Source organism: Parazoarcus communis, assembly GCF_003111645.1.
Classification (GTDB): domain Bacteria; phylum Pseudomonadota; class Gammaproteobacteria; order Burkholderiales; family Rhodocyclaceae; genus Parazoarcus; species Parazoarcus communis_A.
The window spans coordinates 4,028,181-4,040,377 of record NZ_CP022187.1 but is presented as its reverse complement, the minus strand read 5'-3'; the positions used below and the strand labels follow the sequence as shown (position 1 = coordinate 4,040,377).

Here is a 12,197-nt window from a genome sequence, read left to right as displayed (position 1 = left end):
TATCATGTCGGACTGTCCTCCCATATTTCTCCCTCATTTAGCGACCCGAAACTCATGAGCAAGCTCCTGCAACGATACCTTGGCGCCGGCAATGCACTTGCCCGCCTGCAGGACCATGCAGCCCGGCTGCGCCGCCTGCAGACCGTCCTCGACGGCGGCCTGCCCCCCCAGTTCGCGCATGCGTGCAGCGTGGTCAATCTGAAGGATGACGTGCTGGTGATCGCCACCCGTGGCAGCGCCCTTGCAGTGCGCCTCAAGCAGATGGCGCCCTCCCTGATGGACCACTTCCTGCACGCGGGCTACCCGCTGCAGTCGATCAGGATCAAGGTGTCCACGCCCGAGGAGACCGTCGTACAACGCGCACCGACCGTGCGCACGGTGTCACCGGCGGCCAAGAATCAGTTGCGGGAATTTGCTGCGACGCTGCCCGAGGACTCACCGCTGCGCGATGCGCTCGAGCGGCTTGCGCGCCTCAGCAGGGAAAGCTGACAGAGCGTCAGATCATGGGCGCCAGCAGGCGCTCAAGGGCAAACAGGGACAGAAAGACGAAGAGTACGACGAGGCCGGCACGAAAGATCTTCCATGCCCACTGCCGATAGCGGCGGTTGCCGGTCAGCAGCCACAGCAGGATGGAGCCGGCAATCCCGAGCAGCAGCAGCAGGCCGACAACGCGCAGCACAAGCATCGCGGGGGCTCAGGTCGCCAGCGCGGCGTCGGCAAACTGATGCACGACAGCAGCAGGCGTAGCGGCTACTTTTTCGAAGGTCACGATCTCCCAGGCCGAAGCGTCTTCGAGCAGAACGCGCAGCACCTGGTTGTTCAATGCATGCCCGGCCTTGTGAGCCGAATAGGCGGCGAGCAGCGGATGGCCGCACAGGTACAGGTCGCCGATGGCGTCGAGGACCTTGTGCTTGACGAACTCGTCGGCGTAGCGCAGCCCTTCGGCGTTGAGCACGCGGTACTCGTCCATCACGATGGCGTTGTCGAGGCTGCCGCCCAGCGCCAGGCCGTTTGCGCGCATGAATTCGACGTCCTGCATGAAGCCGAAGGTGCGGGCCCGTGCCACATCGCGAATGTATGAATGTTCGGCGAAGTCGATATTGACCGACGTCGAGGTACTGTCGATCGCGGGATGGTTGAACACGATGGAAAACTGCAGCTTGAAGCCATCGTAAGGCTCAAGGCGCACCCACTTGTCGCCCTCGCGATACTCAACCGCCTTCTTGACCCGCATGAACCTCTTGGGCGCAGACTGCTCTTCGATGCCCGCTGACTGCAACAGGAACACAAAAGGACCGGAACTGCCGTCGAGAATCGGGATTTCGGGCGCATCGACATCGACGTGCAGGTTGTCGATGCCGAGGCCGGCCAGCGCCGACATCAGGTGTTCGACCGTACCCACTTTCTCACCGCCCTGCTCCAGTCCGGAGCACATCCGGGTATCGCACACGGCATAGGGATCGGCAGGCAGATCGAGCGGCGGATCAAGATCGACGCGGTGAAAGACGATACCCGTGTCCGGCGCGGCCGGACGCAGCACGAGATTGACCTTGCGTCCGCCGTGGAGGCCGACGCCGGTTGCCTTGACGATCGATTTAAGTGTTCGCTGCCTGATCATGTGTTTCATTCCCGTTTCACACCCGCAGTTTAGCACGCCCCAAATTTCCAGTTGCAGTGCACAAAAGAGACGGGCACCCGCGCGCGAACCGGAGGCGGCGGTTCGCGCGTGAGTGCCCGTGCGGGCCCGCAGGAAGCGGGATCAGTCTGCCTGACGACGCAGGAAAGCCGGAATGTCGTAGGTACCGACGCCGTTGTTGCTCATCGCATCGACGGTCGTACGGCGACCACTGCGCATCACGGCAGGCACGTCGAGATTGTTCATATCGACGCCGCTGTTCGGGCCGTAGGTACCCGTACCCTGCACCACCTGCATCACCGGCTGGCGAGCGGTAGCACGCGGCGTACCGAGACCGGTGGCGACGACGGTGATGCGGATGCGGTCTTCCATGCTGTCTTCAAACACGGTACCGTACTTGACGAAGGCTTCCGGTGCGGCAAACGCCTGCACCGTTTTCACCGCATCGCGCACTTCGGACATCTTCAGCGACTTGCTGGCGGTGATGTTGATCAGCACACAGCGTGCGCCGGAGAGCTCGGTCCCCTCAAGCAGCGGCGATACGGCTGCCTGCTCGGCGGCAATCCGCGCACGGTCCATTCCAGCGGCTTCTGCGGAGCCCATCATCGCGCGGCCCATTTCGGCCATCGCGGTACGCACATCCTGGAAGTCGACGTTGACCAGGCCCGGCACATTGATGATCTCGGCGATACCGCCAACGGCTGAACGCAGCACGTTGTCGGCCGAACGGAAGCATTCCTCGAAGCCGGCGTCGTCACCGAAGACGTCGAGCAGCTTGTCGTTGAGCACGACGATCAGCGAATCCACGTGGCGGGTCAGTTCCTCGACACCGCTCTCGGCCACACGAATGCGGTTCTCGAAGTCGAAGGGCTTGGTCACCACGGCAACGGCCAGGATGCCCATCTCCTTGGCGATCTCAGCCACGACAGGCGCAGCGCCAGTACCCGTACCACCACCCATGCCGCCGGTGATGAAACACATGTGCGCACCTTCCAGTGCGGCGGCGATCGCTTCGCGCGACTCCTGAGCTGCAGCGCGACCGGCCTCAGGCTTGGAGCCTGCGCCCAGGCCCGTAACGCCGAGCTGAATCTTGGTCGGGGCCAGACAGCGTGCGAGCGCCTGCGCATCGGTGTTTGCGGAGATGAAATCCACCCCTTTCACACCCTCGCGGATCATGTGGTCGACAGCGTTCCCGCCGGCGCCACCCACGCCGACCACCTTGATGATCGTTCCAACCGGCTCTTTCTCAATGATTTCAAACATTTGCCTCGCCTCCTTGATAAACGGCCCTGCTGCACTCAGAACGTCCGTTTAACCCGCATCTAGTATTAACTGTAAAGTGTAATACTAAATCTAGGTGTCAAAACAGACACTCATTCAAAATGACTGACTGCACCTGCAGTCGGTCAGAAATTTCGCTCGAACCATGACTTCATGCGTCCGAAAAACTGTTTCACGCCGCGCGTATCGCGCGCCTGCAAGCCTCTCCTGCGCTGCGCTGCGCCTTCGATCACCAGCCCCATCGCGGCCGCATAGCGCGGCTGACACACCACGTCGGCCAGGCCGCCGTCGTACTGCGGTGCACCGACCCTGACCGGCATGTGGAACACGTCCTCGCCCAGTTCGACCATGCCTTCCATGACCGCCGAACCACCGGTGAGCACGATGCCCGACGACAACAACTCTTCGTAACCGCTGCGACGCAGCTCCGCCTGCACAAGCTCGAAGAGTTCGGACACCCGCGGCTCGATCACATCTGCCAGACGCTGACGCGACAGCGGGCGCGGCGGACGATCGCCCACACCGGGCACCTCGATCATTTCCTCGGGATCGGCGAGGGTGTGCATCGCCACCCCGTGGCGGATCTTGATCTCCTCGGCCTCCGAGGTCGGCGTACGCAGCGCCATTGCGATGTCGTTGGTGATCTGGTCGCCTGCAACCGGAATCACCGCCGTGTGGCGAATGGCACCCTGGGTGAACACTGCGATGTCGGTCGTGCCGCCGCCGATATCGACCATGCACACGCCGAGTTCCTTCTCGTCCTCGGTCAGCACGGCGTAGCTCGACGCCAGCGGCTGCAGGATCAGGTCCATGACCTCGAGCCCGCAGCGACGCACGCACTTGACCACGTTCTGAGCGGCCGACACGGCGCCAGTGACGATGTGCACCTTGACCTCCAGCTTGACGCCGCTCATGCCGATCGGTTCGCGCACACCTCCCTGGCCATCGATGATGAATTCCTGGGTGAGGATGTGCAGGATCTGCTGTTCGGCCGGAATCGGCATCGCACGCGCGACCTCGATCACCCGCTCCACATCCATCGGCGTGACTTCCTTGTCCTTGATCGCCACCATGCCGTTGGAGTTGAAGCTCTTGATGTGGCTGCCGGCAATGCCGGTGTAGAGATCATGGATCTTGCACTCGGCCATCAGTTCGACTTCCTGGATCACCCGGGAAATCGCATCGACCGTGGCTTCGATATTGACCACCACACCACGCTTGAGGCCGTTGGTCGGCTGCGTGCCGAGGCCGACGACATTGAGTCGTCCGTCAGGGCGCACCTCGGCCACCATGCAGGTGATCTTGGACGTGCCGATATCGAGACCGACGATCAGTTCTTTGAAATCCTTGCTCATTTCTTGCCTTTCGTTGCCTGGTTCCGGCCGACCGGCACGGCATCAATGGGAGTCAATGCAAAACCGCCCGGGTAGCGGAGATCCGCCACGGCGACCTGTAATCCGATGGAGTCCCGAACTTCGGGCCAGGCGGCGACGAAGCGCTTCAACCTGGCCTCGAGGGGGACACGCTCCTGCTCGCGCCCGAGCACGATGAGCACGCCGTTATCAAGTTTGAGCTGCCAGGCCTCGCGCGCCGACAACATCAAGCCCATCAGCGACGCGCCCATCGGCTTCAGCATTCCGGAGTAGGTCTCGTAGCGCGCCAGCAGCGTCGCTGCCGAACCTTGCGGGCCGGAGAACGCAGGCATGCGGGCATCGCTCGATGCGGTAAACACCTCGCCCTGACGGTTGACCAGACGCGTGTCGCCGCTCTCGGTCGCCGTCCAGTACGCAACCGCCTGGTGTTCCTCAAGGCGCAGTTCGATGCCGTCTGGCCAGCGCCTGCGCACCTCGGCACGCCGCACCCAGGGCAGCTTCTCGAACGCCGAGCGCACCGAATCAAGCTCAATGGTGAAGAAATTGCCGCGGATCGCCGTGCGTGCCACGTATTGCAGCTGCGCCTCGGTCACCTGTCCCGGCGGGGTCAATACCACCAGCTCGCGCAGCGGAAACAGCGGCCGCGACAGAAACCATGTCACCAGCGCCCAGCCCAGACCGATGGCTGCGAACAGCATCAACACGTCGGAGAACAGATCGAGCAATGCCGGACGATTCCACAGCCCACGGTCGTCGCGCGCGTTCGTCCGCTGCCCGGCCTTGCGGGCAGGTGCTGCAGCGGATCGCATGCGCGCTTCAGCCAAGGCGGGCTCCCTTGAGCAGTTCAAGACAGAGGGCCTCGAAGGAGAGGCCCGCAACACTGGCCGACATCGGCACCAGCGAATGCCCGGTCATGCCGGGCGAGGTATTCATTTCCAGCAGGTAGGGCTTGCCGTCTTCGGTCAGGATCAGGTCTGCGCGGCCCCAGCCACGGCATCCGAGCACACGTGCGCTCTTCATCACCAGCGCCTGCAGCGCCTGCTCCTCGGCTTCGGGCAGGCCGCAGGGACAGTCGTAGCGGGTGACGTCGGTAAAGTACTTGTTCTGGTAGTCGTAATTGCCATCGGGCGCGACGATGCGCACCAGCGGCAGAACGCGATCCTCGAGGAAGGGAGCGGTGAGCTCCTGACCGGACACGAACTCCTCTGCGATCACCAGGCTGTCGTAGCGTGCGGCCAGCTCCCATGCGGCCCTGAGCTGAGCGGCCTCGACCACCTTGGTGGCGCCCATGCTCGAGCCTTCGTGCGCGGGCTTGACGAAAATCGGCAGCCCGAGGTCTGCGACCACCGCGGCCCAGTCGGTATCGGCGTCAAGAATGGCGTAACGCGGCGTGGGCAGACCGGCCGCCAGCCACACCATCTTGGTCCGCCACTTGTCCATCGAGATCGCGGAAGCCATGACGCCGCTGCCGGTATAGGGGATACCCATGAGTTCGAGCGCGCCCTGCACCGTGCCGTCTTCGCCACCGCGTCCATGCAGGGCGATGAACACACGGTCGAAGCCTTCTTCCTTGAGGATGTGCAGATCGCGCTCGGCCGGATCGAAAGCGTGCGCATCGACCCCGGCGTGCTGCAGTGCTGCGAGCACGGCTGCGCCGGACATCAGCGATACCTCACGCTCGGCGGACGAGCCGCCGAACAGCACTGCGACCTTTCCGAAGCGCGCCTTCACGACTGATCCTCGCTGTTGCAGAGCTTGCCGGGTACGGCGCCGATGCTGCCGGCACCCATGGTGATGACCACATCGCCGTCCTGGGCGAGGTCGAGCATGGCCTGCGGCATGTCGGCGACATCCTCGATGAACACCGGCTCCACTTTTCCGGCCACACGCAGGGCGCGGGCCAGACTGCGCCCGTCGGCCGCCACGACCGGCGCTTCGCCGGCGGCATAGACTTCGCTCAGCAGGAGCGCATCGACCGTCGACAGCACCTTGACGAAATCCTCGAAGCAGTCGCGGGTGCGGGTAAAGCGGTGCGGCTGGAAGGCCAGCACCAGGCGACGGTCGGGGAAGGCGCCGCGCGCGGCTGCAATGGTTGCAGCCATCTCGACCGGATGGTGGCCGTAGTCATCGATCAGGGTGAAGCTGCCGCCGTTTGCGAGTGCGATTTCGCCATAGCGCTGGAAGCGGCGGCCAACGCCGCGGAACTCCGAAAGCGCCTTGATGATGGCTGCGTCCGGCACCTGCACTTCGGTTGCGACCGCAATCGCGGCAAGCGCGTTGAGCACGTTGTGCAAACCCGGCAGGTTGAGTTCGATCGGCAGGCGCGAAGTCGTGCCATTGACGCGGACCGCGTCAAACTTCATCCGCCCGTTCTCCGCGCGGATGTTCTCGGCACGGATGTTGGCCGTCTCCGACAGCCCGTAGCGCACCACCTGCTTCGACACCAGGGGCATGATCGAGCGCACGTGCGGATCGTCCTCGCACAGCACGGCCACACCGTAGAAGGGCAGGCGCTGGAGGAAATCCACGAAGGCCTGCTTCAGGCGGGCGAAGTCGTGGCCATAGGTATCCATGTGATCCGCATCGATGTTGGTCACCACCGAGATCACCGGGCTCAGCATCAGGAAGGACGCGTCCGACTCGTCGGCCTCGGCCACCAGAAAGTCGCCCTTGCCCAGTCGTGCATTGGCGCCTGCCGCATTGAGGCGGCCGCCGATGACAAAGGTCGGATCCATCCCGCCTTCGGCAAGAATGCTGGCGACCAGCGACGTCGTCGTGGTCTTGCCATGGGTGCCGGCAATGGCGATGCCGCTCTTGAGCCGCATCAGCTCTGCCAGCATCTGGGCACGCGGCACGACCGGAATGTGACGCGCACGCGCAGCGATCACCTCGGGGTTGTCGTTCTTGACTGCAGTGGATACGACCACGGCGTCAGCCGCCTCGACGTTGGCCGCGTCGTGACCGAGCACCACGCGCGCACCTGCGGCCTTCAGCCGGCGCGTCGCTGCGCTTTCGCTCAGATCCGAGCCGCTGACCCGGAACCCGAGGTTAACCAGCACTTCAGCAATGCCGCTCATGCCCGAGCCGCCAATGCCGACGAAATGAATGTTCTTTACCTTGTGCTTCATTTTTCTTCCCCGCCTGCCAGTTCCTCGCAGATACGGATGACTGCCTCGGTGGCGCGCGGCTTGGCCAGCGCCCGGGCATGTTCCGCCATCTGCAACAGGCGCGTTCGATCGAGACTGACGAGAATGCCGGCCAGTCGTTCGGCGTTGAGTTCTGTTTGCGGCAGCAGGTAGGCCGCACCGTTTTCGGCGAGGAATCCAGCGTTGCCGGTCTGGTGGTCATCGACCGCGTGCGGAAAGGGCACAAGCAGGCTCGCCGCCCCGACCGCAGCAAGTTCGGCCACGGTAAGCGCCCCCGAGCGCGAGATGACCAGGTCCGCGGCCGCATATTCCCCGGCCATGTCCTGAATGAAGGGACGCAGATCACCTTCGACACCTGCGCCCGCATAGGCGGCACGCAAGGCCTCGATCTGCTTCTCGCCCGCCTGGTGCACCACGGTGGGACGGACTGCGGCGGGAATCCGGGCCAGGGCCTGCGGCAGCGTCTCATTGAGCACCGCAGCGCCGAGGCTGCCACCGACCACCAGCAGACGCAGCGGGCCTTCCCGTCCGGCGAATCGCTCGGCAGGTGGCGCAACCGCGCTGATCTCCGTACGCACGGGATTGCCGACCCAGCCTGCCTTCCTTAAGGCATGCGGAAAGCCGGACAGCACCTTGTCCGCGACCATTGCCAGCACCCGGTTGGCAAGACCCGCCACCGAGTTCTGTTCGTGCAGCACCAGCGGCCTCCCAAGAAGCACCGCCATCATGCCGCCCGGGAACGTGATGTAGCCGCCCATGCCGATCACGACGTCCGGCCGGACACGGCGCAGTTCGCGCAGCGCCTGCCAGAATCCCGACAGCAGATTGAGCGGAAGCATCAGCTTGCGCATCAGCCCCTTGCCACGCAGCGCACCGAAGCGGACCCACGCGGTGTCGTAGCCGTAGGTCGGCACGATGCGCGCCTCCATGCCATCAGGATTGCCCATCCATACGATGTGCCAGCCCTTCGCCTTGAGCGCCTCGGCGACCGCCACACCGGGGAAGATATGGCCGCCTGTGCCGCCAGCCATCATCAACAGGGTTTTCATGACCCGCCTCCCCGTTTCATTTGCCTGACTTCCCAGTCGATCCGCAGCAGAATGGCGAGCGCCAGGCAGTTGGCCACGATGCCGGAGCCACCGAAGCTCATCAGCGGCAGGGTCAGCCCCTTTGTCGGCAGCAGGCCGGTGTTCACACCCATGTTGATGAAGGACTGGACGCCCATCCACAGACCGATGCCCTGCGCCACCAGGCCGGAGAAATAGCGCTCGAGCTTGATTGCCTCACGACCAATGACGAAGGCGCGCTGAATCAGGATCGCGAACATGCCGACGACCACGACCACGCCGACAAATCCGAGCTCTTCGGCAATCACCGAGAGCAGGAAGTCGGTATGCGCTTCGGGCAGGTAGAAGAGCTTCTCGACGCTCGCACCGAGGCCGACGCCGAACCATTCGCCGCGACCGAAGGCGATCAGCGCATGCGACAGCTGATAGCCCTTGCCGAATGCGTCCTGCCACGGGTCCATGAAACCGAAAATGCGCTCGCGCCGATAGGGTGAGGTCCAGATCAGAATCACGAAACCGATCAGCGCCACGACGCCGAGCAGCGCAAACACGCGGATATTCACGCCGCCGAGGAAGAGCACACCGAACGCAATCGCGGTGATCACCACGAAGGCGCCGAAGTCGGGCTCGCGCAGCAGCAGGAAACCGACGAAAAGGATGACCATCATCATCGGCAGGAAGCCGCGCTTGAAGCTGCCCATGGCGTCGAGCTTGCGCACCGTGTAGTCCGCCGCATAGATCGCGGCAAACACCTTCATCAGCTCCGAGGGCTGCAGGTTGACCGGACCAAGCGACAGCCAGCGCTGAGCGCCATTGACCTCGCGCCCGACACCCGGAATCAGCACCACGATCAGCAGCACCACGCCGCCCACGAACAGGGCGGGCGCGAGCCGCTGCCACTGTGTCATCGGCAGCTGGAACGCCACCAGCCCGACACCGATGCCGACCGCAAGAAAGACCGCATGGCGCATCAGGAAGTAATGCGACTGGTTGCCGGTAAAGCGGCTGCCCTCGGCAATCGCGATCGAGGCTGAATACACCATCACCAGGCCAAGCAGCAGCAGGCCGACTGCGGACCAGATCAGCAGCAGATCGAGCTCACGAGCCGGTGCCGACGGCCGCATCATGCGCGCGACCGTGCGTGCCCCGGCGCTGCTGGTGCGCGGCGTACGGGAGGCAAACATTCCGGCGAGCGCGGCTGAAATCTTCATCGGGCGCTGACCCCCGGCAGCCTGCGCACGGCCGCGACAAAGACGTCGGCACGATGCGCATAGTTGCGGAACATGTCGAGGCTGGAGCAGGCCGGTGAGAGCAGCACCACATCGCCTGGTTGGGCCAGCTGCGCAGCACGCTCAACAGCCGCATCGAGTCTGTCGGCATGCTCGAGCGGGACGCCGCATCCCGCGACACCCGCCTCGATCCGTGCTGCATCACGTCCAATGAGCACGGCAGCACGAACATGACGCGAGAACGGCTCTGCAAGCGGCGAGAAGTCCTGCCCCTTGCCATCACCGCCGGCGATCAGCACGACCGTGCCGGCAAGACCGTCCAGCGCTGCAACCGTGGCACCGACGTTCGTGCCCTTGGAATCGTCGTAGAAGCGCACGCCGTCGTCACGTTCGGCGACCAGTTCAACCCTGTGAGGGAGACCGCGGAAGGCGCGCAGCGCTGGCAGCAGGGCCTGCGGGTCCAGACCAAGACCGGCTTCGCACAAGGCCAGGGCTGCCATCGCATTGGCCGCATTGTGGCGTCCGGCGATCGGCAACGCGGCCAGCGGAATAAGCCGCTCGTCACCACGCTCAAGCCAGTCTTCACCGGCCTGACTGATCAGGCCGTAATCGTCGGCACACTGCGGCGCCGACGTTGAAAAGCCGAGCACTCTCCGCCCCGGGCGCGCCATAGCCAGCACGCGTTCGTCGTCCCGGTTAAGCACCTGCGCACCCTTGCCCTCGAAGATCTTCGCCTTGGTCGCAGCGTAGGCTTCGAGATCGGCGTAGCGGTCGAGGTGGTCGTCGGTCACGTTGAGCACGGTCGCTGCATCCGGATCGAGCCCTTCCATGGTTTCGATCTGGAAGCTCGACAGTTCGAGCACCCAGCACGCGGGCAGATCTTCGCCGCGGTCGAGGCGGTCCATGAGCACGTCGAGGGCGGCCGGACTGATATTGCCCGCCGCGACGGCATCCATGCCCGACGCTGCGGCCAGTGCCGCGGTCAGCGCGGTCGTGGTGGTCTTGCCGTTGGTCCCGGTGATGGCGATGACGCGGGTCTCGTCCCTCACACCGAGGTCGCGCAATGCCGCAGCGAGCAGGCTCATCTCGCCGGTGACCGGCAGGCCCCGGCGCGTAGCTTCGGCAATCACGCCCGTGCGGGGGTCAAGGCCGGGACTGACCGCAAGCAGATCGACACCTTCGAGCACTTCATTTCCGAAAGCACCCGTGATGATCTCGGCCAGCGGCACGTCCTGCTGCAGGGTATCGAGACCGGGCGGCCGCTCGCGACTGTCGGCCACGCGCAGCCGTGCGCCCTGGCGCCCGCACCAGCGTGCCATCGCGAGACCGGATTCACCCAGCCCGAGTACCAGAACGTGTTTAGCTGCGAACGTGCTCATCTCAGTTTCAGCGTCGACAAACCAAACAGCACCAGCATGATGGTGATGATCCAGAAGCGGACCACCACCTGCGTTTCCTTCCATCCACCCAGCTCGTAGTGGTGATGCAGCGGCGCCATGCGGAAGATCCGCTTGCCACCGCTGATCTTGAAGTACAGCACCTGCACCATCACCGACAGGGTTTCAGCAACGAACAGTCCGCCCATGATGAAGAGCACGATTTCCTGACGCACGATGACGGCGATGGTCCCGAGCGCCGCGCCCAGCGCCAGCGCACCGACGTCGCCCATGAACACTTCGGCCGGATAGGCGTTGAACCACAGGAAGCCGAGCCCGGCACCGCAGATCGCGCCGCAGAACACCGCGAGCTCGCCTGCACCGGCGACATAGGGCACGCCGAGATACTTCGAGAAGCCGACATGCCCGGCAACATAGGCAAAGATCGCGAGTGCGCCGGCCACCATCACCGTTGGCATGATTGCGAGGCCGTCGAGACCGTCAGTCAGGTTGACCGCGTGGCTGGTGCCGTTGATGACGAAATAGGTCAGCGCGATGAAGCCGAAGACGCCCAGCGGATATGTCACGGCCTTGAAGAAGGGCACGATCAGTTCGGTTTCAGCTGGCGTGCTCGCGGTCACACCCAGGAAGATCGCCGCAGCCAGCGCAATCAGCGAGGTCCACAGATACTTCCAGCGGCTGGCCAGCCCCTTGGGGTCACGGTGCACCACCTTGCGCCAGTCATCCACCCAGCCCACGGCACCGAAGCCGAGCGTCACGAACAGCGTCACCCAGATATAGCCATTGCTGAGATCGCCCCACAGGAAGACGGTGACCGCAATCGACAGCAGGATGAGGGCGCCGCCCATTGTCGGCGTACCGGTCTTGGTCAGGTGTGACTTCGGACCATCGTCGCGCACCGCCTGACCGATCTTCTTCGCGGCCAGCCAGCGGATCACGCCCGGCCCTGCCATCAGGGAAAGCGCGAGCGCAGTCAGCGCGGCCAGCACGGTGCGCAACGTGATGTAGCCGAAGACATTGAAGCCGCGGATATCCTGACTGAGCCAGAGCGCGAGTTCGTGCAGCATA

Annotated in this window: 12 protein-coding genes; 1 reads left to right on the top strand and 11 read right to left on the bottom strand. The window is 64.2% G+C overall.

Annotation, left to right across the window (positions count from 1 at the left end; translation table 11 throughout):
- Positions 1-54: 54 nt before the first annotated feature.
- Positions 55-489, top strand: a complete 435-nt coding sequence (locus tag CEW83_RS18475) for a DciA family protein (RefSeq protein ID WP_108950667.1) — start codon at positions 55-57, stop codon at positions 487-489.
- Between the two features lie 7 nt (positions 490-496).
- On the opposite strand, the gene CEW83_RS18470 is transcribed toward CEW83_RS18475, so the two are convergent.
- From CEW83_RS18470 to mraY, 11 genes are all read right to left on the bottom strand, one after another.
- A complete protein-coding gene (locus CEW83_RS18470; protein WP_108950666.1) occupies positions 497-685 on the bottom strand; it encodes a hypothetical protein in 189 nt (62 codons plus the stop codon).
- A gap of 9 nt (positions 686-694) precedes the next feature.
- On the bottom strand, positions 695-1,618 hold the full coding sequence (gene lpxC / locus CEW83_RS18465; protein WP_108951517.1) for a UDP-3-O-acyl-N-acetylglucosamine deacetylase: 924 nt from the start codon (positions 1,616-1,618) through the stop codon (positions 695-697).
- Positions 1,619-1,759: 141 nt separating this feature from the next.
- A complete protein-coding gene (gene ftsZ / locus CEW83_RS18460) occupies positions 1,760-2,899 on the bottom strand; it encodes a cell division protein FtsZ (RefSeq protein WP_108950665.1) in 1,140 nt (379 codons plus the stop codon).
- Between the two features lie 143 nt (positions 2,900-3,042).
- On the bottom strand, positions 3,043-4,272 hold the full coding sequence (ftsA, locus tag CEW83_RS18455) for a cell division protein FtsA (RefSeq protein ID WP_108950664.1): 1,230 nt from the start codon (positions 4,270-4,272) through the stop codon (positions 3,043-3,045).
- Positions 4,269-5,114 (bottom strand): cell division protein FtsQ/DivIB, encoded by an 846-nt coding sequence (locus tag CEW83_RS18450; RefSeq protein ID WP_420094084.1) that lies wholly within the window; start codon positions 5,112-5,114, stop codon positions 4,269-4,271. Before CEW83_RS18450 ends, ftsA begins: the two co-directional genes overlap by 4 nt.
- Positions 5,107-6,021, bottom strand: a complete 915-nt coding sequence (locus CEW83_RS18445; RefSeq protein ID WP_108950662.1) for a D-alanine--D-alanine ligase — start codon at positions 6,019-6,021, stop codon at positions 5,107-5,109. The genes CEW83_RS18450 and CEW83_RS18445 overlap by 8 nt, the downstream gene beginning before the upstream one ends.
- On the bottom strand, positions 6,018-7,418 hold the full coding sequence (gene murC / locus CEW83_RS18440; RefSeq protein ID WP_108950661.1) for a UDP-N-acetylmuramate--L-alanine ligase: 1,401 nt from the start codon (positions 7,416-7,418) through the stop codon (positions 6,018-6,020). The genes CEW83_RS18445 and murC overlap by 4 nt, the downstream gene beginning before the upstream one ends.
- A complete protein-coding gene (gene murG, locus CEW83_RS18435; RefSeq protein ID WP_108950660.1) occupies positions 7,415-8,485 on the bottom strand; it encodes an undecaprenyldiphospho-muramoylpentapeptide beta-N-acetylglucosaminyltransferase in 1,071 nt (356 codons plus the stop codon). Before murG ends, murC begins: the two co-directional genes overlap by 4 nt.
- Positions 8,482-9,714 (bottom strand): putative lipid II flippase FtsW, encoded by a 1,233-nt coding sequence (gene ftsW, locus CEW83_RS18430; RefSeq protein WP_108950659.1) that lies wholly within the window; start codon positions 9,712-9,714, stop codon positions 8,482-8,484. The genes murG and ftsW overlap by 4 nt, the downstream gene beginning before the upstream one ends.
- Positions 9,711-11,111, bottom strand: a complete 1,401-nt coding sequence (gene murD, locus CEW83_RS18425) for a UDP-N-acetylmuramoyl-L-alanine--D-glutamate ligase (RefSeq protein WP_108950658.1) — start codon at positions 11,109-11,111, stop codon at positions 9,711-9,713. The genes ftsW and murD overlap by 4 nt, the downstream gene beginning before the upstream one ends.
- Complete coding sequence (gene mraY, locus CEW83_RS18420; RefSeq protein ID WP_108950657.1) at positions 11,108-12,196, bottom strand: phospho-N-acetylmuramoyl-pentapeptide-transferase; 1,089 nt, start codon at positions 12,194-12,196, stop codon at positions 11,108-11,110. The genes murD and mraY overlap by 4 nt, the downstream gene beginning before the upstream one ends.
- Between the last annotated feature and the right edge of the window lies 1 nt (position 12,197).